We start from the raw sequence: 25,957 nt of genomic DNA on the forward strand, positions 1-25,957 counted from the left end.
CGGACGGGACATGGCCGTCGCCCCGTCGTTCGGCAATCTGCTCATCACCGCAACCGGCGCACATCGAGCACCGTCTCCATCGCTCCGGTTCCCGCTCGCTCGACGAAATACGCGCCCGCAGTGTCATTCTCGGCGACGGCCTCCACGAATTCAGTGCCCCGATAGAGCAGCCCGGCGCCGTCATCGGTGGCGTACGCCGATGGCAACACGCCGGAACCGACCAACTCATGTAGGAATGGGCGACGCTGCTCTTCGGAGTCGTAGTGCACCCCATTGGCGTATGGTAGGAACCCGAGGCCGTTGGTGACGGGGCGCAACTCCGGCCCGAACGAGTCGGTGGTGCCGCCGGCATGCCAACAGATCGATCCGGCCGAGACCCCGGTCAACACGACCCCAGCCCGCCACGCCACACGCAGTGCTTCATCCACGCCATGCAACCGCCACATTGCCAGCAAGCCGGCCACGCTGCCGCCGAACACCCAGACCACATCGTGCTCCAACAGATGAGCGGTGATGTCGTCAACCGTAGGCATCGGGAACAGGGCGACGTGCGACGCCACGAAACCACGGAGCTGAGCAGCCTCGGTCAGGTAGTGCAGAACCGCCTTGTCGTCGCCCATCGCCGTCGCCAGCAGACAGATCCGCGGAGCCCGCCCGGAGACGCCGGAAAGCTCGACCGCGAAATCGGTCATCGCGGTGAACGCGAACCGGGTGCGGCGGCCGGCACCGATTCCACCGCTGGTGGCCAGAATGGTGGGGACGTCAGCGGGCATAGCCGTGACGGTAGGCGAATCCGCGACCGCCAGACAATCAGACAACGGCCATGAATCCGGAGTTTCTTACCGGCCCAGTCCACTCACCGCTCCCACCCTAGCCACCCGGCTATCCTGACACCGTGACCCCCGAGGCCCGGTTGACGCGCACCGAATACAGCGCCGCCCAGACCCGCGTGCTCAATGCCGCGTATGACTTGTTCGGCAGCCACGGTGTCAGCGGCACCTCACTACAGATGATCGCCGACGCCATCGGCGTCACCAAAGCCGCTGTCTACCATCAGTTCAAGACCAAGGAAGAGATCGTCATCGCGGTCGCCGAGACCGAACTGATCGGGCTGCAGGACGCGCTCGATGCCGCGGAGGCCCAAACCGACCGCACCACAGCCCGCGAGGTGCTGCTCACCCAGGTGGTCGACATGGCCGTCAGCCGCCGCCGGCTCACCGGGGTACTGCAATTCGACCCCGTGGTCGTCCGCCTGCTGGCCGAGCACCCGCCGTTTGCGCAGTTCATCGAACGGCTCTACCGGGTGCTGCTCGGCGAGGGTGACGGCGTCGAAGCCCGGGTGAACGCCGCGGTGATGTCGGGTGCGCTCAGCGCCGCCGTCATGCATCCCCTGGTCATCGATGTCGACGACGAACCGTTGCGCAGACAGATCCTCAAGGTCACCCACCGGATCCTCGACCTACCTCAGGGATGACGGCTGGTCACTCCCCCGTCGACCACCAGATAGGTGCCGGTGATGAACGACGCCTTGGGCGACATCAAGAACGCCACTGCCGCGGCCACCTCCTCGGGCCGGCCGAGCCGGCCCAACGGGGCGGCCTGCTCGAAGCCGACGCGTAGCTCCTCGACATCGAGTGCCATCTGCAGCATCGGGGTGCGGATGAAGCCCGTGCACACGGCATTCACCCGGATACCCACCGGCCCGAACTGCGCCGCCATCGAGCGGGTGAGCCCGAGCAGACCCGCCTTGGACGCGCAGTACGCCGGGATGAACGGATTGGCACTCAGCCCTTCGATGCTCGAAATACCCACCACCGCAGGCGATTCCCCCGACCGGGCGGCGGCCTCCAATTGCGGCAACATGGCCTGCACCAGCAGCGCCTGCGCGCGCAGGTTCACATCCAGCACCGCATCCCACGACTCGGCGGTATAAGCGCCGACCGGCTCGGGTATGACCCGGCCCGCCGCGTGCACCAGCCCGCTGAGATCACCGACGGCCTCAAGAGCCTCGGTCACCGCCGCCATATCGGTGACGTCGATGACGGCGCCGCGCATACCGAACTGGCCGGCCACCTCCGGTACGTCGGCGGCCAGGTCCCACAGCACCACCTCGCGCCCGTCGGCAATCAACGCCTCCACGCTGGCCCGCCCGATTCCGGACGCCGCACCCGTCACCACAACTGCACCCATGCGCGCCAACCTAAGTCAGCAGCACCGTGCCGTGTGTGGCTTTGCACCACGAACCGCACGCACCGGGCTCGCGGAACGTTGTCCCACCTGCCGTGGGCTACGTGCGCACCGGGCGGGTCGTTGCCGCACCGCAAACCCCTTGCCGTTCGCTACGAATAGCGCCGACGGGCCGTCATCTGTGCCATTCTTGTGCATCGACTTGGAGGAGGCTCGATGAACCCGATGACGCGGTGGATGGCGGCGCCGGTGATGCTGGCGGCGGCGACGCTGGCGGCCTGTTCGTTCTCGGCCTCGGTGGGCGACAATACGGTGAGCAAAGACCAGGTCCAGAACCAGATCAGCGAGAAGGTCACCGAGCAGGGCGGCACCAAGCCCGCGTCGGTGACGTGCCCGGCCGACCTCAAGGCCGAGGTCGGCGCCACGCTGGACTGCAAGATGTCCGACGGCTCGAAGGACTACGGCGTCAACGTGACCGTCACCAGCGTCGACGGCAAGACGGTGAACTTCGACATCGTGCAGACCGTCGACAAGAACGCGGTGGCCGAGCAGATTTCCCAGCAACTCAGCCAGCAGGTGGGACGCGCCCCCGAGTCGGTGACGTGCCCGTCGGACCTCAAGGGCGACAAGGGTCAGACGCTGCGCTGTCAGCTCACCGACTCGGGTGAGACCTACGGCGTCACCGTCACCGTCACCAGCGTCAAGGGTGGCGATGTGAAGTTCGACTTCAAGGTCGACGACCAGCCGCAGTGACGCCCGGCGTGACCATCCACGTTGCCAGCGCCTCAGTCACCTCGTCGGCATCGGGTGCGTCATCGCACGCCCAGGCCACCACCCCGTCAGGTCGGACCAGGACGGCGCGTACACCGAGACTTTCCTCGACTTCGGCTCTCACATAACGCAACTCGCCACCCATCAGAGCAGCGATGGTGCGCAACTCGTCGTACCCGTGGAAATCGAGCAGCACTGCCGCCCCGCCGGTGAGAAGCTCGCCGAGTCTGCTGCCGCTCACGAATCGGAAGTCCGGGGCACTGCGACCGACGAGCGGGTGCCGACCGGCCAGTGCATAGCGCACCGACAGTCCCGACGAGCGTTCGGCGAAGTAGGTCGCGCCGTCCCGGGTCTCGATGAGGTCGCGAACGATGCCGGCGATGGCCCGCGCATTTGCGTTCGGCTCCAGAAGGGCCACCTGCGCGCGCGACCAGTCCAGCACTGCGGCCCCGACCGCATGCCGTTCGCGCGTGTATCCGTCGAGCAGGTTCTCCGGTGCGGTACCCCTGATGACCGCGCCGAGTTTCCAGCCGAGATTCATGGCGTCGCCGAGCCCCAAATTGAGGCCCTGGCCGCCCAACGGCGAGTGAACATGTGCGGCATCACCGGCCAACAGGACGCGGCCTTGCCGGTACGTGGTGACCTGCTGCGCGCGGTCGGTCCAGGTGGTGGCCAGGTGCACCGCCGTCACGGTGACCTCGATCCCGGTGATATGGCGTAGCACCGCCTGCACACGCTCGGCGGTGACGGGCACACTGCGATGGGCCGCACCGCCGTCGAAATGTGCCAACGCGAAGACGCCGGGCTGTGATTGCACGTACATGCCGGTGGGCGTGTAGTTCCGGCCCAGCGGAAGCGTCGATCCGTCGGCCAGGTCGACATGAACGGAGTAGCCCGTGAACCGGGGCTCGGTACCGGGAAACGCGAAGGCTGCCGCCTTGCGCACGACGCTGCGGCCGCCGTCGCACCCGACGAGCCAGCGGGCGTGATACGACCGGCCATCCGCTGCGGCGACCGAGACGGCGTCGTTGGTCTGCTGCACGTCGTCCACGCGAACACCCCGACGGATCACTGCGCCCATGGCGGTCGCCCGCGCCGACAGAATGGTCTCGAGGTGCTCCATTGTGGTTGCCACCGTGTGGTTTACCGCGTCCGGAAGTCGGTACGGTGCTGGGTCGATTCGGGCCTCGTCCCACGTGAGGCCGGCAAAGTGCCCGCCGCGCTGCGCATGCGCCCCGCCGACTGCGACATCGCCCAACATCCCGCGCCGGTCGAGGGCTTCGACGGTCGACGCAGACAGACCACGCAGCCCGAACGGAGCACCTTTGAGGGGCGCGTCAGGACGGTCGTCACGCTCGAGGACGACAACGGACGCCCCGGCCAGGCGCAGTTCGGTCGCAAGGAACAAGCCGACCGGTCCGGCCCCGATGATCGCCACGTCGTACCTCACGACGCGAAAGTATCGGCCCGCCAGTAATCGATCAAATGGTATGTATTCACCATGTCGATGCATGAAATCGATCTCACTCGAATGGACCTCAATCTGCTCGTGGTCTTCGAGGCTCTGCTGCGCGAACGCCACGTCGGACGCGCGGCCGCCACGCTGTCCCTGTCCCAATCGGCGACCAGCCACGCACTCGGCCGACTGCGCACGATGTTCGACGATCCGCTGTTCGTCCGTCACCCGCGCGGCGTCGAACCCACCACACGGGCAAGGGAACTGGCAGAACCCATCGCCGACGCTTTGTCGCGCGTGCGGCGGATCATGGCTCCGCAGCCGACTTTCGAGCCGGCGACCCTCCGGCGCACTTTCACGGTTGCCACCCACGATTACGCGCTCGCGGTGCTCGCACCGGCCCTGATGGCGGAGTTGCGCGCGCAAGCTCCCGGCGTGGATCTCCGATGCGTCAGCGCCGACCCGGTCACCGTCGTCGACGGGCTGGACCGCGGCGAATTCGACTTTGCCCTCGGCGGTTTCGTCGATCTGACCGTCGATCGGATGGCGCGGACAGTGCTGTTCTCCGATCGGTTCGTCGGCGTGGCCCGCATCGGCCATCCGGACATCCGGGACGGACGAATGCAACTGGACACCTTTGCGGCACTACCCCATGTGCTGATGTCGGCCACCAACCCACCGCGTGGTGATGTGGACCAGGCCCTGTCGGCGCTCGGCCTGAAGCGGCGGATCGCCGTTACGGTGCCCACCTTCCACACGTTGCCGTACGTCGTGGAGATATCTGATGTCGTCGGCGTCCTTCCGGAACGACTCGCGCGACGCGTCGCCCGCAACCTGGAGATCTTCGAGCTGCCCGTTGAGGTGGGTGCGGTGACATGCAGCATGCTGGTGCCGGCACCGCTGGTGCAACGACCCGAGATCGTCTGGTTCACCGCGCTGCTCCGCAGAGCCGCCGCGCCCGGCCGGTGATGTGCCCGCACTGTGCGACCTGTCCGAAGTCGCTGGGAGTTGACTGTGGCCGCCAGCGGTTGCCGGTCCCGGTCGACACACTGAATGCTGCGGCCATCTCGCCGTCACCCGAAGGAGGAGTTCACCATGCACGTCCGACCGACCCGTCTTGCCATCGGCGCAGGCACCTTGGCCGCATCCGCCTTGTTCGGGTTGTTCGGCGCGATCCCCACCGCGTTCGCCAACCAGGACCCAGCGGCCGACCCGCCGAACTGCACCACCGCGGATCTGGAGGGGGTGCGCGCCGGCGTCTCGGCGGCCACGTCGGCCTACTTGTTTACCCATCCGGACGTCAACAACTTCTTCACCAGCCTGGAAGGTCTCACCAGGGAGCAGACGGTGGCCAAGGTGAAGGCCTACATGGCCCAGAACCCGCAGACCCACGACGAGCTCGTCGGGATCCGGCAACCGCTGCAGGACCTGAAGAACCGCTGCGGGCAGGTACCCGGCGCCTGACGCCGCACTGACGCCGGGGCGCGACCGCCGCACCCCGGCGCGACCTCCTTGTTAGCCTTTGCCTCATGCAGCGGTGGGCGCGACGCACGGGCTCGGTGACCGCGGTCGTGCTGGCCGCGCTGCTCGTGTTGACCGGTTGCAGCACAACGGTGCTCGACGGGCACGCGGTGTCGATGTTGTACGACCCGACCCGGGCCGGTGGCCTGCCGGCCAAGGACGGCTACAGCGGACCGCGGGCGGGGGCGCCGGAACCCACCAGCAGCGCCGTCAACAGCGACGGCGGCCCGGCCGATCACCTCGCGCTGCTGGCCGTCGACGACCTGCAAGATTTCTGGTCGCACAACTGGGACGGGGCGCTGACCGGAACGTTCTCGCCGGTGTCGGGCTTGGTGTCCTATGACTCCAACAGTTCCAGTAATCCGGATGTGTGCGGCGGTGGCCTGACCGACATGGCCAACGCCTTCTACTGCTTCGACAACGACACCATGGCGTGGGATCGGGGCAGTTTCATCCCCGGCGCGGCGAAGTACTTCGGCGATATGGGCGTGGTCGGCATCATGGCGCACGAATTCGGTCATGCCGTCCAGGCCAAGGCCCACCTGGTGGAGAAGAGCACGCCGGTACTGGTGAAGGAGCAGCAGGCCGATTGCTTCGCCGGCGTCTATCTGCACTGGGTCGCGTCCGGAAAATCGCCGCGGTTCTCGCTGAGCACCGGCGACGGCCTCAATCACGTTCTGGCAGGCGCGATCTATATCCGCGATCCACTGATGACGCAGGAGGAGGCGCTGGCCACGGGAGACGCCCACGGCTCCGCCCTGGACCGCATCAGCGCCTTCCAGATCGGGTTCAGTGGCAACGCCGATCAGTGCGCGGCCATCGACATGGCCGAGATCAAGAAACGTCAGGGCGACCTTCCGCAGTTCCTGTCCTATGACGCCTACGGCTACCCGGCGACCGGTGACAGCCCCATCGATGCCGACCTGCTGAACAAGTTGATGGCGTCGCTGAACCAGATCTTCGCGCCCACCAGCCCGCCCCAGCTGAGTCTGGAGCCCGGAACCTGCCCGGATGCGAAACCGACGTCGCCTGCGTCGTATTGCCCCGCCACCAACACCATCGGCATCGATATGCCGGCGCTCGAAGAGGCCGGCACCCCCCGCAGCGAGAGCCAGGGCGTGCTGCTGCAGGGTGACAACACGGCGTTGTCCATGGTCACATCGCGCTATGTGCTTGCGTTGCAACATCAACGGGGCGCCCCACTGCAGTCGACGACCACCGCCCTGCGTACGGCCTGCCTCACCGGCATCGCGCAGAGCAAGATGAGCGAACCGGGCAGCCCGCTGATGCTGTCGGCCGGTGACACCGACGAGGCGATCTCCGGCCTGCTCACCAGTGGCCTGGTGGCCAGCGACGTCGACGGCGCCACGGCGCTGGCAGGTTTCACCCGGATTTTGGCATACCGGGCCGGCCTGCAGGGCGACGCCGAACAGTGTTATCAGAGGTTCTCCTGATGACCATCCGAGTCGGCGAGAGATTCGGGCCGTACGAGCTGCGCACGCTGCTGGGTGTCGGCGGCATGGGTGAGGTGTATCAGGCCTTCGACACGGTCAAGGGCCGATCGGTCGCGCTCAAGCTGCTGCGGCCCGAACTGGCCGCCGACCCGTCCTTCCAGGAGCGGTTCCGGCGTGAGTCAAGGATCGCCGCGCAACTACACGAGCCGCATATCATCCCCGTGCACGATTTCGGTGATATCGACGGTGTGCTGTTCATCGACATGCGCCTGGTGTCCGGCCACGATCTGAAATCGGTTCTGGTGCAACAAGGACCGATGCATCCCGGCCGCGCGGTGGCCGTGCTGAACCAGATCGCGGCTGCCCTCGATGCCGCGCACGCCGCCGGCCTGACCCACCGTGATGTCAAGCCCGAGAACGTCTTGTTGACCGCCGACGACTTCGCCTACCTGGTGGACTTCGGTATCGCGCGGTCGGGCACCGACAGCGGACTGACCACCGCCGGTTCGGCGATCGGATCATGCGCCTACATGGCCCCCGAACGATTCACCGACGGTTACGTCGGGCCACCCACCGACGTCTACTCGCTGGCCTGCCTCCTTCACGAACTCCTCACCGGGGCACCGCCATTCCCGGCCGGTGACATCGCCATGCTGATGAACGCACACCTGTTCGCGCCGCCACCCCGGCCCAGCATGATCAGGCCGGGTATCAGCCCAGCCTTCGACGACGTGGTCGCCTGGGGTATGGCCAAGGACCCGGCGCACCGCTGCCCGAGCGCAGGCGGGCTGGCACGTGCCGCCGCCGCGGCCGCTGCCGCGGCGGCCGTCCCGACGACGCCGTCGGCTCCTACCGTCCTCGACAGTACGACGTCCGGAAGCGGCTCCCGCACAGCGCGTTCCTCGCGCCCACTGCTACTCGGCGTCCTGGGACTGGTCGTGTTGCTGGCGGTAGCCGGCACCGCGGCATGGCTGGTTCTCGGCGGGGACGACACCACCACCGCCGGACCGACGACGGTGACCCGCACCGCCGCGCCCCCTCCCACCATCCCGACATCGGACAGCGCAGTGCTGACGACCACGTCGGCGGTCACACCGCGAGCGTCCCTGCCGGGCACCGACGCCCTCGGCTTCCTGGCCTACCCCGGTGCACGGTGTGATTCGGCCCAGGTTCCCGTGGCCCTGGGACTGACCGCCCAGTCCGCCGTGGTCATCTGCCGAAGCCCGTCCGGCGCTCTCGTTTACCGCGGTGTCCGGCTGAGCGACAACGCCGGCATCGAACTCGGTGACGCCCTGCACGTGCCCGGCGGAGGATTCGACATCACCAATCCCACCGACGGAACGCGCTATCGGGTCCGCGCTACGGCGCTGACCATCATCGGCTCCGACGGCACCGTACACACCGAACCGATGGAGCAGTATGCGTCGACGTTCTGAGGCCGCATGACCACACCGACAGATCCGTTGCAACCGTGGTGGACCCGCCCCGGCGGTGCGCCCCCGCCCGGCGCCGCACCGCCACCAGGACCGCCGCCGGCGGCAGCGCCGGCCCCACGGGCGCCGTACCCGCCGTCACCTCCGCAGCGACCCCCCTTGCCACCGTCACCAGACGCCAACCGCTATCGGCTGCCGCCCCCGCCACCCCACGCGCACCGGGCGCCTAACCAGTCCCCGCGGCGAAACATGTTGCTCCTCAGCGGGATAGCCGCGGCCATCGTGCTCGTCGCCGCCTCGGCGGTCGGCATCTGGGCGTGGAAGTTCCGCAGCAACACCGTCATCGACGTGGCACAGGCCGAAGCAGGTGTGCGCCAGATCCTTTCCGATCCGATCAACGGCTACGGGTCCAATACGATCAGCGCCCTGCGCTGCAACGGCGGGAAGAACCCATCCGCGGCCAAAGGCGACAGCTTCACCTGCGAGGTGGAGATCAACGGCACGGTGCGGCATGTCACCGCGGTGTTCTCCGACGACAAGGGCACCTTCGCCGTCGACGGGCCGCGCTGAGCGGTTACAGTCCGCCGGGGCGCTTGTGCTGGTGCCCGTGCACACCCTCGGCGTACGCGGTCTCGGCATGCTGGGTGAAATCGATACCCGCCAACTCGTCTTCGCGAGTGACCCGGAAGCCGAGGGTGATGTCGACGAGCTTGGCGATGCCGTACGACACCGCGAAGGCGAACACCGCGACCACCACGATGGCCAGCGACTGCTTGCCCAGCTGCGTGAGCCCGCCGCCGTAGAACAGCCCCGACGGGCCGCCGGAGACCATCTCCGCGGCCAGCAGGCCGATCAGGAATGTGCCCACCACACCGCCGACGAAATGCACCCCGACCACGTCGAGCGAGTCGTCATAGCCGGCCCGGAATTTCCAGCCGATGGCGTACGAACAGACCACGCCAGCGACGGTGCCGACCACGGCCGCACCGATCGGCGTCACGAATCCGCACGACGGGGTGATGGCGACCAGACCGGCGACCACACCCGATGCCGCGCCGAACGTGGTGGGACGGCCGTCGCGCACCCGCTCGACCGCGAGCCAGCCCAGCATGCCGAGGCAGCCGGCGACCAGGGTGTTGAGGAAGATGACCGCGGCCTTGCCGTCGACGGCGAACGCCGACCCGGCGTTGAAACCGAACCAGCCGAACCACAGCAGCCCCACGCCGAGCAGCACGAAGGGCAGGTTGTGCGGGCGCATGGCCTCCGACTTGAACCCGATGCGCGGCCCCAGTACCAGCGCCAGCGCCAGCGCCGAGGCGCCCGACACGATTTCCACCACCAGACCGCCGGCGTAGTCCAGCGCGCCGAACGTGGTCAACCAGCCGCCCGGGCCCCACACCCAGTGCGCCACCGGCGCGTAGACCAGCAAGGTCCACACCGGCAGGAAGACGATCCAAGCCGAGAACCGTGCCCGGTCGGCGATCGCGCCGCTCACCAGAGCCGCCGTCAAGATCGCAAAGGCCAGCTGAAAGGTGACAAACAGCAGTTCGGGCACGTTGGACCGGACGGCCGCCAGATCGATGTTGGCCAGGCCGAGATGGTCTAGGTTGCCGATCAGGCCGGATCCCGCATCGGCGCCGAAGGCCAGGCTGTATCCGGCCAGCAGCCAGGTCACGGTGACCACCGGGATGGCGATGAAGCTCATCATGATCATGTTGAGCACGCCGGTGGAGCGCACCATCCCGCCGTAGAAAATCGCCAGACCGGGGGTCATCAACAACACCAACGCGGTGCTGGCAAGCAGCCAGGCGGTCGCGGCCGGATCGATCTGCACACGGACTCCTTCGTCTCAGGGCAAACGCTCGGACGAGAGTACGACACTGCGTTCTCGGTCCGTGCCAGGCACCGCCACCGTGATGGAGTTTGTGACGCCGGCCAGGTCTCCTTTACGACGTGGGGGCCCACGGGTGGTCTGTGTCGCTAGCCCGGTAACCCTTGGGATTCGGCCCAGCTGGTCAAGAACTGTTTGATCTTGGCGATCGCCTTCGGGATTTCGGCGTTCGGATCGAAATCCTCGCGGGTATAGCCGCGTTCGGCGTCGGCCAGCATCAGGGCGTTGACGATCTCAAATTCGACCAGACTTCGTAAAACCCGTCGGCCCGCGACGGTCGATCACCGGGTAGCAGACCCCACCTCACGGTGATCAGCGTGCTCTACGCACGTCGAAGCGAGAGGGTCGGCACCAGACCGACGGCGCACACAGCGGCGCCGACTAAGGCGGGGACTGTGGGGCCAGCTGTGTCGATGGCGACTGCGCCGGCCGACGCGCCTAACGCGATTGAGCAGTTGAATACCAAGACATAGAGTGAGGTGGCTGCTTCTCCTGTTCTGCCGCCGCCGATCCGCAGCACGAGGGTTTGCAAAGCGACCGGCATGGCCGAGTACGAGGCACCCCATACTGCAATGAGCACGGCCAGGATGATCGGCAAGCGGGCGACCTGCAAAGACATCAACGCTCCTGTCAAGACCACCGCGAGGGCCACCAGCACCGCACGGACTGTTCGCGCACGGGACAGAAGTGCCCCTGCGGCGAAGTTGCCTGCGACTCCCGCGATTCCGTAAATCAGGAGAAACGGGCCGGTCGATTGCGGTGCGAGTCCGCGTGCGTCCTGCAGGAAGGGGGCTATGTAGGTGTAAGCGCTGTAGTTGGCGATCACCATCAGGGCGGTGACGGCCAGGACACGGCGCAGCCTGGGCTGCCGCAGCAGCGACGCGAGGTCGGGAAATGCGAAGGTGCCGGAGCTAGAAAGCGGCGGGAGCAGCGCCCTGACGAGGACCAGCGATACGCCGCTGAGCACGGCCAGCGCCGCGAAAGCCGATCGCCAACCGTAGAGGTCACCGACGAAAGCAGCGGCCGGCACGCCCAGGACGAGGGCAAGTGAGATACCGGAAAAAACTGCGGCCGTGGCGCGGACGGCATCGGTTTCAGCTACTAAGCGAATGGCGATACTTGCAACGATCGCCCACATGAGGCCGTGGATGACCCCCGATAGGAATCGTGAGGCCATGAACATCGGATAGCTGTAGGCGGTAGCCGAGAGGGCGTTGCCGACGGTGAATACGGTGAGGATGACGAGGAGCACAGTTCTGCGGTCGATTCGGCTCGTGAGGATGGTGGCGATAGGCGCTAAGAGGCCTGCCAGGATGCCGTACAGCGTGACGCTGAGCCCGGCAACCCCTTCGGAGACGTTGAGGTCGCGCGCGATTGATGGCAGTAACCCCATCGGCGACATCTCCGTGGTGGTGACGGTGAAGACAGCGACGCCGACAACGCCGACGGCGAGCCAGCCACGCCGTGTGGTGACCGTCGCAGGTGTAGGCGCCGATGCGGTCATAGGGCACTCGTAGCTACCACGACTGGGGACATATCGGTTGGTTTGGCGGAAGAACTCATGACGTGATCTTCCTGTCGGTGATGAACATGTAGCCGCTGGAATGGGTGATGACACGGTCGAGTCGCGCCGATTGAACGACGTGAGTAGCGGTTACGCCGCAGGCCCAAAAAACCGGTGTGTCACCGTATTCGAGGGCGACGGAGGTGCCCCAGTCTGGTCGGGCCAGATCTTTGATGCCGAGTTGCTCGGCGTACCCGATAGCGATGGGGGCGCCGTGCGCTTCGGGATGGCTGTCGGTGAGCTGGACCGCCAGCGTGATTTGGTCGGCTGGCAGGGGGCGCATGGTGACGACGAGTTCACCGCCGAACCGTCCCGCGGGGGTGCAGTGGCGGCTGGTGATGTACATCGGTGCGCCGTCGATGCGTTGTTCGTGATGTCGGATCGGTAAGCCGGCATCGCTGAGCAGATGTTCAAAGGAGTAGCTGCATCCCAGCAAGAAGCAGACGTCGCGGTCGGTAACGACGTCGCGAACGTCGGTGCGGCGCTCGACAAGTTCGCCGTGGCGGTACACCTCGTATCGGGCTAGGTCGGTTCGCAGGTCGGCGCCGGGTGCTGTCAGGACCGGTTCGAACTGCCCGGGTGCAGTGACTTCGAGGATCGGGCAGGGTCTGGGGTTCTGGATGCAGAATCGCAGGAAGTCGAAGGCATCTTCCCGGTCAAGAATGACGAGGTTTGCCTGCATGTAGCCGCGGCACATCCCCGACGTGTTGCGGTCCAGGCTGTTGGCGCGATTGCGCTCGCGCACGGTACGAGGGTCAGCGCCGGCCAACGTGTCCACGACGATCATGTCCGGATCGTCTCGGGGATGCGGTGGTAGCGGCGGTATCCGTAGACCAGTGGGGCGCGATTATCGATTTCGACGCCGAGGACCTCTCCGAAGACCACGGTGTGGGTGCCCACGGTGTGGGTCGTGGTGACGTTGCATTCGGCCATGGCGAGCGAATCGTCCTGCAGCCACGGCTGTCCGAGCAGTGGTGAGCGCTGTTGCCGACTGGGTGAGTTATGCCGTGGTTGTGTAGTGCCGAAGAACTCGGCGGTGTGCGTTGCGTTGTGGTGCAGGATGTTCACCGCGAAACGGTTGGTTTCCATCAGGGCGTTCAACGTGCCGCTCGCGGAGTTCAAGCACACCAGCAGCGTGGGCGGCTCGACGGTGACGCTCGTCAGTGCGGTGCAGGTCATTCCGTGACAGACACCTTGGGCGTCGAAGGTGGTCACGACGGTGACTCCGGTGAAAAACGTACTCATCAGTTCGCGGTATGAGGCGAGTGTCGCGGTATCGCCTGCGTTGTCCTGGCCCTCTGGTGCGGGAGCCGCTGTGCCCGGCCGACTCCCGGTCATCGTCGTCCCCGCGATGGCCGAATACGTCCGCCCCAGGGCGAGGCGGCATGTGGTGGCCATCCGTACGGGGTGTCGCCCAGCAGTGCGGCACCAGCCTGTCGGGTTGCCGCCCGCCCCAACAGGAGCCATGCCACGGCGCCGACCACCGGGACAGCCATAACCAGCGCTACCCACGCTGCCTTCTCTCCGTGCTGTACATGGCCGTCGTCAGCGGCGATGACGTCGGCGATCGACCACGCCCACAGCAATGCTGCGGTTGCGATCATGGTTGCCATCATGTCCGTGACGCTCCTGCAGAATGGCCGGTCTCGGGAGGTGGTGCCGGTGGGGCAAGCCGGGGTGTTGACGTGGAGACCCGGTTCATCACACCTCCACGGTGGGGTTGTACAGATCGATCCATGCCGCCAGGTCCAGTGCACGCTCGATGTTGCGGCGCGAGGCTTGACTGGTGAGCGGTGTGTCTGCCGTCACCGCGAGCCGCAAAGCCTCGTTGTCGATCAGCTCGAAAACGGGGTGGCTGGGATTGGCGAGGAGGTCGGCGCACTGGGTACGCAGAGCGGCTGCGTAACCGGGATCTTGTGGTGTGGGGTACGGGGCTTTCGTCCTGTCAAGCACCGACTGAGGTAAGACGTCGGATGCGGCCGCTCGCAGGAGCGATTTCTCGCGGCCGTCGAACGATTTGAGCGCCCATGGCGCGTTGTAGACGTAGTCCACGAGTCGGTGGTCGCAGAAGGGGACGCGGACTTCCAGACCGAAGGCCATCGAGATCCGGTCTTTGCGGTCCAGCCAGATACGCACAAATCGGGTCAGGTGCAGATAGCTGATTTTGCGCATCTGCCATTCGGTATCGCTTTCACCGCTGAGCCTTTGGATGTTCTGGGTGGCATCGTGGTAACTGTCCTGGATGTAGTCGCCAAGGTTGAGTTGGTCTTCGAAGCCGCTGTTAAGCAGGCTGTGTTCGACGTGTTGGTCGTTTGCGCGGCCGAAGAATTGGTGTCCGTTGGCCAGCCACGGAAAGGTTTGACCTTTGCGGGCCTGCGGGTCGAAGAACTGTCTGTAGCCGCCGAACAGTTCATCGGCGGACTCGCCGGTCAGTGCGACAGTGGCGTGGCGCTTGATTTCCCGCAGCAGCAGATACAACGACTGGTCGAGATCGCCAAGGCCAGAAGGAAAGTCGCGAGCTGCGATGGCTGCTCGGCGGATGGCGGGATTGGCGATGTCGTCATTGCTGAGCACGATGTCGTGGTGGATGGTGCCGGCTTTGGCGGCGACGTCGTGGACGAAGGGCGTGTCTGGGGTGCTGCGCAGGGCATCAGGGACGAAGTTATCAGTGAGGCCGGCGAAGTCGACGGAGAAACTGCGCACCTTATCGCCACGCTCACCGGCTTGGGCTGCGGCGATCGCGGTCATTGCCGAGGAGTCCAGTCCTCCTGAGAGCAGGGTGCAGGTGGGAACGTCGGCGACGAGTTGGCGGCGGACGATGTCATCGAGAAGCTCGCGGACGTGGGCGACGGTGTGGTCGCGATCGTCGGTGTGCTCATGGGTCTGCAGGGACCAGTAGGTGCGAGTGCGGATGCCGTTAGTGCCTACGGTGACGACGGTGCCGGGCTGTACTTCTGCCATCCCGTCCCAGATGGCGTGCCCGGGTGTCTTGATGAACGCGAACAGTTCGCGGAACCCCTCGAGTGTTACTTTCCGCGACGCGCTCGGATTGGCCAGGATGGTCTTGGGTTCAGATCCGAAGAGCACACCATCAGCTGTTGGATAGTAGTAGAGCGGTTTGACTCCCATCCGGTCGCGGATCATGACCAAGGTGTGGGTGCGACCGTCCCAGATGGCAAACGCGTACATGCCGTTGAGGCGGTCGGCGACGGCCGTGCCCCATTCAAGGTAGCCGCGCAGCACTACTTCGGTGTCGCAGTGCGAGTGGAATCGGTGTCCGCGGGCAGCCAGCTCTGCGCGCAGGTCTTCGAAGTTGTAGACCTCGCCCGAATACACGAGTGCGACCTCCCCGTCGCGGGTGCGTTCGGCCATGGGCTGACTGCCGCCAGGCAAGTCGATAATGGCGAGGCGGCGATGGCCCAGCGCGACGTGGGCGTCGAGGTAGATGCCGTCCCCGTCGGGGCCGCGGCTGGCCATCGCGTCAGTCATGGCAGCGATAATGGGACGTTGGTGGCGCAAATCTTGGTTGAAGGCGACCCATCCAGTTATTCCACACATGCGGTGTCAGGCTCCATTTCTGTGACAACGGATCGGATGTCGATGTGGTTGCCGATCTGCGCAGTTCGCGCGCCCAGTGCACGAGCGACCGACTCTTTGACGGTGGTGGTGTCGTAGTCTTTGTACTGAGTGGCGGCCAGTCGCACCGGATCACCGGCCAGGTTGCGTTCGTAGAGTGCCTGGCGTTGGCCGTGTGAATCGCCGGTGGCGTCCCAAGCGAGTTTGAGCAGTGCGATGCGGTCCTGGCCGCACCCGTCGGTGCCGAAAAATCGTGTTGGGTTCAGATGCGTGAGTGCAGCGAGGTCCGCGTGTGACGGCGTCCCCAGTAAGCTTCCACCGCCGAGGATTTGGATCACTTCGATCATCCGGGCGCAGGCTTTGGGGAAGTGGTAGCGGATGGCGCGGACCGCTTCTAACGACGGGGTGACGGTACCCCAGCGCGAGAGCGTGGCTTGCTCCTCGACTCGCCGCACGGCCCCGCGGTAGATCTCCAACGATGACAGGATCTCACCAAGCATTTCTTGGACATGGAGATATGCTGCCGTGCCCGATGATTCGGCGAGTTCGACGGCGATACCGCAGAGGAGTTCGGCCTTGGCCAGTCCTCGGATCACGCCTTGGTGGCCGGTGTGGTGCTGGCCTGTTGTCGTGCTATAGAGGGCGTTGGCTTTGTCGATACTGTTGTAGAGGAAGACGCGTTCCCAGGGCACGGTGACGTTGTCGAAGATGATCAGGGCGTCGATCTCGTCGTAGGCGGCCAGTGGATGGTCGAACGGGTCGCGGCCGTGCGGATCGCCGAACGGTTCGCGGCAGACGATGGTCACACCGGGGGTGTTGACGGGAATTGCGAACGTCGCGGTGTAGGCCTCGTCGCCGGGCCGGTATCCGGGCATCGGGAAGACCAGTATTTCATCGGCGATCGGCACTAAGGTTCCGATCATCTTTGCGCCACGGACCACGATGCCGGCGGCGCTTTCATCGACAACTTTGAGATGAGCAGTCGCGTCACTTTGTTCTGCACTGCTTTTAGATCGATCGGTTTGTGGGTTGATGGAGGCATGGGTGACGAATTTGTCATTCGCGCGGCACCATTGGTGGTAAGCGTGGATGTTGTCACCGAACTGCGGGTTGGCATCACCGAAAAACTCTGCGGCCGAGTCGAATGCGGTAAGAAGCACGTTCACGAAGTCCGGAGCTCGGCCCATCAAGCCGAACGTGTGCGACGCTGATAGCGAGAATGCGGCGCCGCGCTGGGTGAGTTCGGCGTGGCTGCGTGGCGAGCACAATGACAGCGGCACGATGTCGCCGGCGACCTGCCGTGTCAGGGCGTCAGTCACGGTCGGGTCGTTCTGCAGGTCGTAGAGGCCGGCGATGCTGGCGACCGGCCCTGAGAGCACCGGGTGTGTGGCGACATTGGGTAGGCGTTGCCCGCGCATCCAGACGGCGCGACCGTCGTTGAGCCCGCTGCGGTAGTTCAGTCCGTTACGCAGGGCCAACAGTCTTTCCTCTCATCAAAATCGTTGTCCTTTCAGGGTTTAGACAAGTGAGACCGCGTTGTCGAACGCGATCGGCTGGCATGATGGCGTGGCTGCGGTGTTCAACAGTCCTGCCGGATCGCGCAGTCCAGGATCGTCGAGCACGCGTGCCAGGCCGTGGATGCGCAGCCAGTCATCGTCGAACGACTCCGCCAGGTAGTTGACGCCGTCATCAGCTGCGATTGCCAGGATGCGCTGGCCGGGGTGGTGGTGGGCGTAGTTGAGCGCGGCGAAAACCGCGGCCCCCGACGATTCGCCGACGAATATTCCCTCATGTCGGGCCAGCAGCCTGCTGGTGGCGATCCCCTCGTGGTCGGCGACAGCGTGGAAGTGGTCGATGACCGAGTGGTCGAGATTACCGGGCTTCCAGGCTAGTCCGAGTCCGCGCATCTTGTATGCGGCGAAGGGGTGGCCGAACGTCGAGGAACCCACGGCGTCGACGGCCACAGTGTTCAGATGCGGGAGATGAGCTTTCAATGTGCGCGACAGTCCGGTGATGTGGCCGCCGGTGCTCACGGTCGCAACCAGTGCGTCGAGGTGGTCGAGGTCGGCGAGAATCTCCAGCGCGGTGAGCTCGGCGTGCGCGCGGGGGTTATCGGTGTTGTTGTATTGATCTGGCCAGAACAAGGTGGGGTCCTGGGCGCACAGTTCCTTGACCCGTTCGATGCGTGGGCCCTGGAAGCCGCCGTTGGCATCCGGTACGTCCACGAAATCCAGGACGGCGCCCAGGCTCCGAGCGAACTGGATCACTGACTGTGGGACCTTGGGGTCAACGACGAGGATGACGCGGTAGCCTCGCACGGCTCCGATCAAGGCCAATGCCTTGCCCAGGTTGCCTGAGGTGGATTCGATGATGGTGCCGCCTGGGATAAGGCGGCCGTCACGGGCAGCCTGCTGCACCATGAACAGCGCAGAGCGGTCCTTGATACTCCGTCCGGGATTGTGCGCCTCCAGCTTGACCAGCACTTCGCACCCATTGGGTGCGCGAAGGTGGCGCAGGCGCACGACTGGTGTCTTTCCGACCAGGCTGAGAACGTCGTCGTGGATCATCGCTGCACGATCCCCAGTTCACGGGGCATGCTGGTTAGCAGGCGGTTTCCGCCGGGATTGACCACGAATGGATCTTCGACATGCACTGCACCGAAACCGAATTCGTAGTAGGGCGTTTCGATGTTGACCACGGTGCCCTCCTCAAGGACATCATCATTTGTTGGTGTGATCAGAACGTCGTCATAGACTTCGACGCCGATGCCATGCCCGACGTGGTGGCGCTGGTAGTGCCCGACACCGCTATCGCGCACCGCCTCGACGGTGAGGGCGAAAAGGTCACGGCCCCGCATGCCTGACGTGGCGGCGTCGATCGCAGCCTGCTCACCGACCAGCATCGCCTGGTAATAGGTCACCAGCTTGGCCGATGGCTCCCCCACGCTGAACACCCGGGCGATGTCATACCAATAGCCGTTGACGATGCCACCGACGTCGAACCAGATCGCGTCGCCTGACTCCAGCGCAACGGTGCTCGGACGCGTCTGACCGGCAACCGCGGCACGTCCAATTTTGATCAAGGTGAACTTCGGACGGGCCCCTAAGCCAGCCACGGTGCGGTGAAATTCCCGAACCAGATCCGCCTCGGTGACACCCACGGTGGCGATACCCACCGCTGCAGCAATGCCCTGTTGGGCGACCGCAGCCGCCGCGGCGATCGCGGCCTGCTCTGCAAGGGTTTTCACCTTGCGCGCTGCCCGGAAGATCCTGCTCGCGTCAAGGACCGAGCCACGGGCCCGATCCTCGGCGAGCGCCTCCATGAAATGGTGCGGGACCCCAGTCTCGTCGATGCCGACGCGACTGTCATCGACGTGCAGCATCTTGAGAGCCGACGTCAGCGCCTCCAGCGGGGTCACCGCGCTCATATCGTCAACGGTGACGGCTTTGAGCGCCGCCTCCTCGGGGGTCAAAGAGACATCATCGGGTACCACCCGGGTAAACGGACCGTACGCCCCCGCACCCCTTAACGGCCACGCAGCGTCGAGGAACTGGTCGGCCTCGCACCGAGAACTGATAAAGAACGGTGACTCGGGCGCCGACCGTGCCACCACGGCAAAGCAGTGTCCGGTGTGCGGGAACATCTCCAGCGCGACCGAGTCAATGCCGGTTAGATACCTGACATTCTCCGCGCTTGTCGCGACCACCGCATCGATGTCATGAGCACACATGTGTGCTGCCAAACGGTCTGCGTTATAAGAGATTTCGCGTGCGTCATCGCCCACGTTCGGTTGCCCCCTCCTCGAACGCCACTAGCTTGACCGCCACCAACCATTCACACAAGCAACACTTTGTTGATTAATTGTTTAGAGTTCGCTTCATGGATGTGGAACGGCTCCGCCTGCTCCGCGACTTCGCCGAACGCGGCACGGTCCAGGCCACCGCCCAAGCGCTGTCACTTACCCCCTCGGCGGTCTCTCAGCAGCTCAAACGGCTCCAACGCGAAGCCGGAGTCGATCTGCTCGAACCGAATGGCCGCCGGGTCCGCCTGACTGAAGCCGGCAAGGTTCTCGTCGGCCGCGCCGACGAGATTCTGGCCGCGATCGAGCGAGCCCACGCCGACATGGACGCCTTCCGCACCAAACCGCGAGGGGCGGTGCGCGTGGCGATGGTGCCCTCTGCCGCAGCCATGCTGCTGCCCGGCCTCATCGCCGATGCGTCAGCCGTCGGGGTGGACATCATCGCCCGTGACATCGACCATCCCGTGACCCGAAGCCCCGAACTGCTCGTCGACCACGATGTCGTCGTCATCGACCGCGACGAACGAGACACCACCGCCTGGGGCGCCAGCTACAAGGCCACCTTCCTCCTCCGGGAGCCCCTGGACCTGCTCCTGCGCCCCGATCATCACCTCGCCGGCAATGAATCCATCGCGCTGCACGAGCTGGCGCACTGCCCCTGGATCAGCGTGGAGATCGGACGGATGGTCGATGACGTCCTTCGTTCACTGGCCGTGATATCCGGGGTGCAACCACGGATCATCCAACGCATCAACGACTTCCGCGTCGTCGAGGAACTCGTATTATCTGGCGTCGGAATCGCCCTACTGCCCCGCTACGCCCCCACCGTGCGCGAGCTCATCCGCAAACCAGTCGAGGGCGTCAACGTCGCCCGCCACGTAGAAGCAATCACCCGAGCCAGTACCGCCAAAAGACCAGCAATCGCCGCTGTCATCGACATACTCACCTGCGTCGCCAAACAAGCCGCCATGGCACAACCCGGATAGAAGAAGCCGATAAGCCCCGTTGGCAGAGCGTGCGCATAGCTTCAAGAGTGCGGGCGGTGGGACTCGAACCCACACGTTCTTTCGAACACCGGCACCTAAAGCCGGCGCGTCAGCCAGTTGCGCCACGCCCGCAAGCGCGTTCAGACTACCCCGTTGCCCTCACCACGATGTTGTCGGTGCCCTCACCTAACGTCGGTGCAAAGCCGCTGGGGGTCCGATGCGATCGATCGAAGAGTTTGATCTCGTGCAGCAACTCGTCGCGTCAGGCATGACCGACTGCGCCATCGCACGCGTCACAGGCGTTCCTCGCACAACGGTGACACAGTGGCGCAACCGTCCGCCGCAGCGCATCGTCAGGTCGGAGTCGTGCGACTCGCACGATTACTCGACACTCCCCTCATTCGCATACGCGTATCTACTCGGTCTCTACTTGGGGGACGGTTGCCTTTCTCGTGCGGGCAGAGTCTGGCGGTTACGGATTGCCCTCGACAAGCGCCACCCCGGCATCGCGGAAACGTGTCGATGGGCGATCAACTCGGTCATGCCCAACAAGCGAGCCCATATCGAACCGCAGAAAGCGGGTTATGTCATCGTCTCGCACTACTCCAAGCACTGGGCCTGCCTCTTCCCCCAACACGGCCCCGGCCAGAAACACACCCGCCCGATCGTCCTGCAGCCCTGGCAGCAAGCTCATGTCGACGCGGCCACCGAAGCCTTCATCCGCGGCCTCATCCACAGCGATGGATGTCGCGTGGTGGCCAACGACCGTGGCGTGGCCAGCGTCCGCTACCACTTCACCAATCACTCCGCCGACATCCGCAATCTGTATTGCGCGGCACTCGACAGGCTCGGCATTCCGTGGACGCAGAACAGCCGCTACGTCATCGCGGTCTACCGGAAAGCCGCGACCGCACGCCTCGACGAGTTCGTCGGCCCCAAAGCCTGAAACGCCGCACGGTACCGTTGACGCATGTCCACTACACGGCGTAGGAGGCCGGCGCTCATCGCGCTGGTGATCCTCGGCGCCGTCGGCTGCCTGCTGCTGGCGTGGTGGCAGTGGACCCGGTTCGAATCGGCGTCGGGCACCTTCCAGAATCTCGGCTACGCGCTGCAGTGGCCGATGTTCGCGGGCTTCTGCGTCTACGCCTACTACAAGTTCGTGCGACTGGAAGAAGCGCCGCCCGTCGAGACCAAGTCCGACACCGAGATCCCGGCCGGCCTGCTCCCCGAGCGGCCCACGGCCGCCACCCAGGATGACGACCCAACCCTGCGTGAATACAACGCTTACCTCGCCGAGCTTGCACAAAAGGATAAGGAAGACACCGAATGACCTCCCCCGAAACGCCCGCTTCCGCCGCGTCCGTCGAGTCCATCCGCAAGGCACTGCTCAGTTACCGCGTGATGGCGTGGGCAACGGGCTTGTGGCTGATCGCGCTGTGCTACGAGATGGTGATGAAGTACGTCTTCAAGGATGCCTCGCTGAGCTGGATCGGCATCGTGCACGGCTGGGTGTACTTCGTGTACCTGCTGTGCACTGCGAATCTGGCCGTGAAGGCGCGGTGGCCCATCGGCCGCGCCATCGGCACGCTGATCTCCGGCACCGTCCCGCTGCTGGGCATCATCGTCGAGCACTTCCAGACGCAAGACGTGAAGAAGCGCTTCGGTCTGTGACCTGCTCGGTCGTAGCGACCGGGATCAGCAGCGCCAGCACCGCGGACAATCCCGCGACACCCGCCGCGATCAGCAGCGCCACCCGGAACGCCTCGAGCGTCGGCACGTCCTGGCCGCCCATCGACATCGTCAGGCCGGCCAATACCGCGCCGATCACGGCACTGGAGATGGACGTGCCCAGCGAGCGCGCCAACGCGTTGATGCCGTTGGCCGCGGCGGTCTCCGAGATCGGTACCGCCGCGTTGATCAACGCGGGCATCGACGCGTAGGCAAAGCCCACGCCGATGCTCACCAGCACGTTGAGCACCAGCACCTGCGGGCCGCCGCCGAGCAGCCACAGCCCGCCCAGATACGAGCCGGCGATGATCGTGCATCCGGTGCACAAAGTGAAGCGCGGCCCCCGGGCGGCCGCCACGCGCGCGGCGACGGGCGCGGTCACCATCATCGCCAGCCCACCCGGCGCCATCCAGAGCCCCGCTTCGAGCATCGACATGCCGAGCCCGTAACCGGTGACCTTCGGCAGCTCGAGCACCTGCGGGGCGATCAACGACAGCGCGAACATGGCGAAGCCGACGCCGATCGAGGCGATGTTGGTGGTCAGCACCGGACGGCGCACCGTGGTGCGTAGGTCGACGATCGGTGCGTCGAACCGTAACTGCCAGGCGGCGAACACGGCGAGCACCACCAGCGACCCGGTGAACATGCCGAGCGTCGTCACGGACGTCCATCCCCACGTCCGCCCCTTGGTGATCCCGAGCAGCAACGCCACCAAGCCCGCGGCGAGCAGCAGCGCGCCCAGTGGGTCGAGCCGGTCCGATGAGGTCGCCGGTACCGCGGGCACCAGGAAGACGAACAACGCCAGCGCGCCGACACCCAACCCGGCGGCAACCCAGAACAGCGCGTGCCAGTTGACGTGCTGGGCGATGGCCGCCGACAGCGGCAAACCGAGCGCCCCGCCGACACCGAGCGACGAACTCATCAATCCCATTGCTGCGCCGACCTTTTCGGCCGGAACCGAGGCACGCAGCACGCTGATGCCCAGCGGGATGATCGGGATCGCCAAACCCTGCAGCCCGCGACCGGCGATGAACGGGATCAGCGCCGAGGTCAGCGCGCACAGGAGTGACCCCGCGGTCAGCAGCACCGCACAGGCGATCAGCATCCGCTTGGGCCCGAAGATGTCGCCGAGGCGACCGAACACCGGGGTGGCCACCGCGGCGGTGAGCAGCGTCGCGGTGATCGCCCACGACGCGTTGGCCGGGCTGGTGACCAACAGCTTCGGCAGTTCCGGGACCAACGGGATGATCAGCGTCTGCATCAACGACACGCTGATCCCCGCCGCCGACAGCACGGCGATGAGCACGCGTGGATGTGTCGAACCCCAGCCGCGTGAACTCACGGCCGCGAGCATTACACGTTAGTTCGCCTATGTAAAATTCGGTGAATCACACCAGCGCACGCAGCGCGGGCACCAGCAGGGCCAATGCCCGACCCCGATGCGAGGCCGCGTCCTTCTCCGCCGGGCTCAGCTCGGCCGCCGACCGGTCCGAGCCCGCCGGCACGAAGATCGGGTCATAGCCGAACCCGCCGTCCCCGCGCGGCGCGCGGGCGATGGTGCCGGACCACTCGCCGCGCACCACTACTTCTTTGTCGTCACCGGCGCCGTAAACCAGCGCACACGCCGACACGAACGCACCGCCGCGCCGATCCTCGGGCACATCACGCAGCTGACCCAACAGCAGCTCCAGATTGGCGACGTCGTCACCGTGCCGGCCGGCCCACCGGGCCGACAGCACCCCCGGCATCCCGTTCAGCGCATCGACGGCCAACCCGGAATCGTCGGCCACCGCCGGAATCCCGGTCGCGGTGAACGCGTCGCGCGCCTTGGCCAGCGCATTCTCCTCGAACGTCGCACCGGTCTCGGGTGCCTCGTCGAAGGCGGGCACATCGTCCAGCGACAGCAGATCCAGCCCGGACACCCCGGCGGCGTCGAGCACACGCCGCAACTCGGCCAGCTTCTTGGCGTTGCGGCTGGCAACCAGCAGTTGCACTAGCTTCCGAACGCTTTCTTCGCCGGTCCCGACGGCTCGGGCAGCACGCCCGGATACGGCAACTCCAGCGCCGCCCGCTGGATGGCGAACAGTTCATCGCAGGCACCCAGCGCCGCGTCGAGCAGCTTGTCCAGGGTGGACCGCGGGAAGGTGGCGCCCTCACCGGTGCCCTGCACCTCGACGAGCGTGCCGGTATCGGTGGCGACGATGTTCATGTCGACCTCGGCGCGCGAATCCTCCGTGTACGGCAGGTCCACCCGGACCCGGCCGTCGACCACGCCAACCGATACGGCCGCGATGGCGCACGAGAGCGGGCGCGGGTCGGACAGCTTCTCCGCCGCCGCCAGGTAGGTGACCGCATCGGCGAGCGCCACGTATGCCCCGGTGATGGCGGCGGTGCGGGTGCCGCCGTCGGCCTGCAGCACGTCGCAGTCGATGGCGATGGTGTTCTCGCCCAGTGCCCGCAGGTCGATGCACGCGCGCAGGGAGCGGCCGATCAGCCGGCTGATCTCCTGGGTGCGGCCACCCACCCGGCCCTTGACCGATTCACGGTCCGAGCGCGAGTGGGTTGCGGCGGGCAGCATCGCGTATTCGGCGGTGAGCCAACCCAATCCGGAACCCTTGCGCCAGCGCGGCACGCCCTCGGTGACCGAGGCCGTGCACATGACCCGGGTCTGGCCGAATTCGACCAGTACCGATCCGGCCGGGTGGGAAGTGAATCCGCGGGTGAGAACCACCGGTCGCAGTTCGTCGTCAAGCCTGCCGTCTTCTCGTCTGGACACCCGGCAACCCTATCGCCTGCGTTCAGCGGCGCGTGATGTCGATCGTCTCGTTGCAGACCACGGCGTGCACGGGACCGTCGAACTCGGCCTTGGCCTCGCTGATCACATCCTCACGCGACGTCCACGGCGGGATGTGGGTGAGCAGCAGTTCACCGACGCCGGCCCGCGCGGCGATCTGCCCGGCCTCGGTACCGGACAGATGCAGTTTCGGCGGCCGGTCCGGCGAGTGCGTCCAGGACGCCTCGCACAGGAACACGTCGACGCCGCGCGCCAACTCGACGACGGCATCGCAGATGCCGGTGTCCCCGCTGTAGGCGAACGTGACACCGTCCCGGTCGGTGAAGCGCATCCCGTAGGACTCGGTCGGATGGCACACCAGACGCGGCTGCACGGTGAGCGCACCCAATTGGACGGTCTGTCCGTCCACCCACTGCTGGACGTCGAAGATGTCGGAAATGTCGTCGATCTCCCCGCCCTCGGGCGACGACGCGGCCCCCATCCGCTCCGAGGTGTCGGTCGGTCCGTACAACAGGGCCCGTCCCACCGGCGGGCTGGGGTGATAGCGGCGCCAGACGAACAGCCCCGGCAGGTCGAGGCAGTGGTCGGCGTGCAGATGCGAAAGCAGCACATTCACCGCGCCGGGGTCGGCGTGCCGCTGCAACGCGCCCAGCACACCGCCGCCGAAGTCGATGACGATCGGCGTGGTGTCGGGTTCGGTCAGCAGATAACCGGACGCCGGCGAATCGGGCCCGACAACACTGCCGGAACAACCCAGTACGGTGATTCGCACAAGCTCTAGCTTGCCACGTCTGCTA

General features: G+C 65.8%; 28 protein-coding genes and 1 tRNA gene. 11 read left to right on the forward strand and 18 right to left on the reverse strand.

Annotated features, from left to right (window positions below; translation table 11 throughout):
• Positions 1 to 44: 44 nt before the first annotated feature.
• Positions 45 to 773: a Type 1 glutamine amidotransferase-like domain-containing protein gene (locus BN977_RS05040; protein WP_036396587.1), complete on the reverse strand. Its 729-nt coding sequence runs from the start codon at positions 771 to 773 to the stop codon at positions 45 to 47.
• Positions 774 to 895: 122 nt separating this feature from the next.
• On the opposite strand from BN977_RS05040, the gene BN977_RS05045 reads away from it, so the two are divergent.
• Entirely contained in the window at positions 896 to 1,474 is a 579-nt protein-coding gene (locus BN977_RS05045; RefSeq protein ID WP_036396588.1) for a TetR/AcrR family transcriptional regulator, read from the forward strand.
• Here the strand turns inward: BN977_RS05045 and BN977_RS05050 are convergent.
• Entirely contained in the window at positions 1,465 to 2,190 is a 726-nt protein-coding gene (locus BN977_RS05050; RefSeq protein ID WP_036396589.1) for an SDR family NAD(P)-dependent oxidoreductase, read from the reverse strand. The two genes, BN977_RS05045 and BN977_RS05050, sit on opposite strands and share 10 nt — an antisense overlap.
• A 222-nt stretch (positions 2,191 to 2,412) precedes the next feature.
• Between BN977_RS05050 and BN977_RS05055 the strand changes: the two genes are divergently transcribed.
• A complete protein-coding gene (locus tag BN977_RS05055) occupies positions 2,413 to 2,940 on the forward strand; it encodes an anti-apoptotic protein (protein ID WP_024452105.1) in 528 nt (175 codons plus the stop codon).
• Here the strand turns inward: BN977_RS05055 and BN977_RS05060 are convergent.
• Complete coding sequence (locus tag BN977_RS05060; protein WP_234709502.1) at positions 2,915 to 4,540, reverse strand: FAD-dependent oxidoreductase; 1,626 nt, start codon at positions 4,538 to 4,540, stop codon at positions 2,915 to 2,917. The genes BN977_RS05055 and BN977_RS05060 overlap by 26 nt on opposite strands.
• Here BN977_RS05060 and BN977_RS05065 point away from each other — a divergent pair.
• From BN977_RS05065 to BN977_RS33210, 5 genes are all read left to right on the forward strand, one after another.
• On the forward strand, positions 4,508 to 5,383 hold the full coding sequence (locus tag BN977_RS05065) for a LysR family transcriptional regulator (protein WP_165576290.1): 876 nt from the start codon (positions 4,508 to 4,510) through the stop codon (positions 5,381 to 5,383). The genes BN977_RS05060 and BN977_RS05065 overlap by 33 nt on opposite strands.
• 126 nt (positions 5,384 to 5,509) lie before the next feature.
• A complete protein-coding gene (locus tag BN977_RS05070; protein WP_036398457.1) occupies positions 5,510 to 5,878 on the forward strand; it encodes a heme-binding protein in 369 nt (122 codons plus the stop codon).
• Positions 5,879 to 5,943: 65 nt separating this feature from the next.
• Positions 5,944 to 7,389, forward strand: a complete 1,446-nt coding sequence (locus BN977_RS05075) for a neutral zinc metallopeptidase (protein WP_024452101.1) — start codon at positions 5,944 to 5,946, stop codon at positions 7,387 to 7,389.
• Positions 7,389 to 8,825: a serine/threonine-protein kinase gene (locus BN977_RS05080; RefSeq protein WP_036396591.1), complete on the forward strand. Its 1,437-nt coding sequence runs from the start codon at positions 7,389 to 7,391 to the stop codon at positions 8,823 to 8,825. Before BN977_RS05075 ends, BN977_RS05080 begins: the two co-directional genes overlap by 1 nt.
• Positions 8,826 to 9,071: 246 nt before the next feature.
• Positions 9,072 to 9,392 (forward strand): DUF4333 domain-containing protein, encoded by a 321-nt coding sequence (locus tag BN977_RS33210; RefSeq protein WP_024452099.1) that lies wholly within the window; start codon positions 9,072 to 9,074, stop codon positions 9,390 to 9,392.
• A gap of 4 nt (positions 9,393 to 9,396) precedes the next feature.
• Here BN977_RS33210 and BN977_RS05090 read toward each other — a convergent pair whose 3' ends face one another.
• The 10 genes from BN977_RS05090 to BN977_RS05125 all read right to left on the reverse strand — a co-directional run bounded on the left by BN977_RS05090 (position 9,397) and on the right by BN977_RS05125 (position 19,637).
• Positions 9,397 to 10,656, reverse strand: coding sequence for an ammonium transporter (locus BN977_RS05090; RefSeq protein ID WP_024452098.1), 1,260 nt, complete (start codon positions 10,654 to 10,656; stop codon positions 9,397 to 9,399).
• Between the two features lie 146 nt (positions 10,657 to 10,802).
• Positions 10,803 to 10,931, reverse strand: a complete 129-nt coding sequence (locus BN977_RS33440; protein ID WP_268817633.1) for a hypothetical protein — start codon at positions 10,929 to 10,931, stop codon at positions 10,803 to 10,805.
• Positions 10,932 to 11,035: 104 nt separating this feature from the next.
• Complete coding sequence (locus BN977_RS05095) at positions 11,036 to 12,217, reverse strand: MFS transporter (protein ID WP_036396592.1); 1,182 nt, start codon at positions 12,215 to 12,217, stop codon at positions 11,036 to 11,038.
• Positions 12,218 to 12,272: 55 nt separating this feature from the next.
• A complete protein-coding gene (locus BN977_RS05100) occupies positions 12,273 to 13,064 on the reverse strand; it encodes a putative hydro-lyase (RefSeq protein ID WP_051561065.1) in 792 nt (263 codons plus the stop codon).
• Positions 13,061 to 13,675, reverse strand: coding sequence for a flavin reductase family protein (locus BN977_RS32805; protein WP_407661170.1), 615 nt, complete (start codon positions 13,673 to 13,675; stop codon positions 13,061 to 13,063). The genes BN977_RS05100 and BN977_RS32805 overlap by 4 nt, the downstream gene beginning before the upstream one ends.
• Positions 13,612 to 13,893 carry a PLD nuclease N-terminal domain-containing protein gene (locus tag BN977_RS33620; RefSeq protein WP_084172408.1) on the reverse strand — a complete coding sequence of 94 codons (282 nt, stop codon included), beginning with the start codon at positions 13,891 to 13,893 and terminating at the stop codon, positions 13,612 to 13,614. The genes BN977_RS32805 and BN977_RS33620 overlap by 64 nt, the downstream gene beginning before the upstream one ends.
• An 85-nt stretch (positions 13,894 to 13,978) precedes the next feature.
• A complete protein-coding gene (asnB, locus tag BN977_RS05110; RefSeq protein ID WP_036396594.1) occupies positions 13,979 to 15,835 on the reverse strand; it encodes an asparagine synthase (glutamine-hydrolyzing) in 1,857 nt (618 codons plus the stop codon).
• Positions 15,823 to 17,331, reverse strand: a complete 1,509-nt coding sequence (locus BN977_RS05115; protein ID WP_084172409.1) for a 4-hydroxyphenylacetate 3-hydroxylase family protein — start codon at positions 17,329 to 17,331, stop codon at positions 15,823 to 15,825. The genes asnB and BN977_RS05115 overlap by 13 nt, the downstream gene beginning before the upstream one ends.
• 39 nt (positions 17,332 to 17,370) lie before the next feature.
• Positions 17,371 to 18,420, reverse strand: a complete 1,050-nt coding sequence (locus tag BN977_RS05120) for a PLP-dependent cysteine synthase family protein (RefSeq protein WP_051561068.1) — start codon at positions 18,418 to 18,420, stop codon at positions 17,371 to 17,373.
• Positions 18,417 to 19,637 carry a M24 family metallopeptidase gene (locus BN977_RS05125; RefSeq protein ID WP_206666843.1) on the reverse strand — a complete coding sequence of 407 codons (1,221 nt, stop codon included), beginning with the start codon at positions 19,635 to 19,637 and terminating at the stop codon, positions 18,417 to 18,419. Before BN977_RS05125 ends, BN977_RS05120 begins: the two co-directional genes overlap by 4 nt.
• A gap of 95 nt (positions 19,638 to 19,732) precedes the next feature.
• Here BN977_RS05125 and BN977_RS05130 point away from each other — a divergent pair, with 95 nt between their 5' ends.
• Positions 19,733 to 20,638, forward strand: a complete 906-nt coding sequence (locus BN977_RS05130; protein ID WP_036396596.1) for a LysR family transcriptional regulator — start codon at positions 19,733 to 19,735, stop codon at positions 20,636 to 20,638.
• Between the two features lie 48 nt (positions 20,639 to 20,686).
• Here the strand turns inward: BN977_RS05130 and BN977_RS05135 are convergent.
• Positions 20,687 to 20,770, reverse strand: a tRNA-Leu gene (locus tag BN977_RS05135).
• 85 nt (positions 20,771 to 20,855) lie between these two features.
• Here BN977_RS05135 and BN977_RS05140 point away from each other — a divergent pair.
• From BN977_RS05140 to BN977_RS05150, 3 genes are read left to right on the forward strand one after another with little or no spacing between them, the layout of a single operon-like run.
• Positions 20,856 to 21,584: a helix-turn-helix domain-containing protein gene (locus BN977_RS05140; protein WP_051561070.1), complete on the forward strand. Its 729-nt coding sequence runs from the start codon at positions 20,856 to 20,858 to the stop codon at positions 21,582 to 21,584.
• A 24-nt stretch (positions 21,585 to 21,608) separates the two neighbouring features.
• On the forward strand, positions 21,609 to 21,968 hold the full coding sequence (locus tag BN977_RS05145) for a hypothetical protein (RefSeq protein ID WP_024452097.1): 360 nt from the start codon (positions 21,609 to 21,611) through the stop codon (positions 21,966 to 21,968).
• Positions 21,965 to 22,309 carry a DUF3817 domain-containing protein gene (locus BN977_RS05150; RefSeq protein WP_036396598.1) on the forward strand — a complete coding sequence of 115 codons (345 nt, stop codon included), beginning with the start codon at positions 21,965 to 21,967 and terminating at the stop codon, positions 22,307 to 22,309. Before BN977_RS05145 ends, BN977_RS05150 begins: the two co-directional genes overlap by 4 nt.
• Here BN977_RS05150 and BN977_RS05155 read toward each other — a convergent pair.
• The 4 genes from BN977_RS05155 to BN977_RS05170 are packed head-to-tail and all read right to left on the reverse strand — an operon-like array spanning position 22,257 to position 25,932.
• Positions 22,257 to 23,708 carry an MFS transporter gene (locus BN977_RS05155; RefSeq protein WP_268817632.1) on the reverse strand — a complete coding sequence of 484 codons (1,452 nt, stop codon included), beginning with the start codon at positions 23,706 to 23,708 and terminating at the stop codon, positions 22,257 to 22,259. The genes BN977_RS05150 and BN977_RS05155 overlap by 53 nt on opposite strands.
• A 46-nt stretch (positions 23,709 to 23,754) precedes the next feature.
• Positions 23,755 to 24,360 (reverse strand): RdgB/HAM1 family non-canonical purine NTP pyrophosphatase, encoded by a 606-nt coding sequence (gene rdgB, locus BN977_RS05160; protein WP_036396600.1) that lies wholly within the window; start codon positions 24,358 to 24,360, stop codon positions 23,755 to 23,757.
• The gene (rph, locus tag BN977_RS05165) at positions 24,360 to 25,142 is read right to left on the reverse strand and encodes a ribonuclease PH (protein WP_024452093.1); all 783 of its coding nucleotides are present in this window, start codon (positions 25,140 to 25,142) and stop codon (positions 24,360 to 24,362) included. The genes rdgB and rph overlap by 1 nt, the downstream gene beginning before the upstream one ends.
• 22 nt (positions 25,143 to 25,164) lie before the next feature.
• The gene (locus BN977_RS05170; RefSeq protein WP_024452092.1) at positions 25,165 to 25,932 is read right to left on the reverse strand and encodes a cyclic nucleotide-degrading phosphodiesterase; all 768 of its coding nucleotides are present in this window, start codon (positions 25,930 to 25,932) and stop codon (positions 25,165 to 25,167) included.
• Positions 25,933 to 25,957 lie beyond the last annotated feature (25 nt).

This window comes from Mycolicibacterium cosmeticum (assembly GCF_000613185.1).
GTDB classification, from domain to species: Bacteria; Actinomycetota; Actinomycetes; order Mycobacteriales; family Mycobacteriaceae; genus Mycobacterium; species Mycobacterium cosmeticum.